We start from the raw sequence: 425 nt of genomic DNA on the forward strand, positions 1-425 counted from the left end.
AGAGGTTTGTCGTGAAATACGTAAAAGTTCAGAAATGCCGATTATTATGCTTACAGCAAAGGACTCTGAGATTGATAAAGTATTAGGGCTTGAGCTTGGGGCAGATGATTATGTAACGAAGCCATTTAGCACGAGAGAATTACTTGCTCGTGTGAAGGCGAATTTACGCCGTCACCAACAAGGTGGTGCTGCAGAAAAAGAAGAAAATACAGAAATGGTTATTGGACCAATTGTTATTAATCCAAATGCATATAGTGTAACGAAGCGCGAGGAAAATATCGAGCTTACACATCGTGAATTTGAGTTGCTACATTATTTAGCGAAACACTTAGGACAAGTTATGACACGCGAACATTTATTACAAACAGTTTGGGGTTATGACTATTTTGGAGATGTGCGCACAGTAGACGTAACAGTACGTCGTT

General features: G+C 39.5%; 1 pseudogene. It reads left to right on the plus strand.

Annotation, left to right across the window (positions count from 1 at the left end):
* A pseudogene (gene walR, locus SB717_RS33840) lies at nt 1–425 on the plus strand (cell wall metabolism DNA-binding response regulator WalR); the annotation flags it as partial.

It is taken from the genome of Priestia sp. SIMBA_032 (genome assembly GCF_046535215.1).
Lineage (GTDB): Bacteria > Bacillota > Bacilli > Bacillales > Bacillaceae_H > Priestia > Priestia aryabhattai.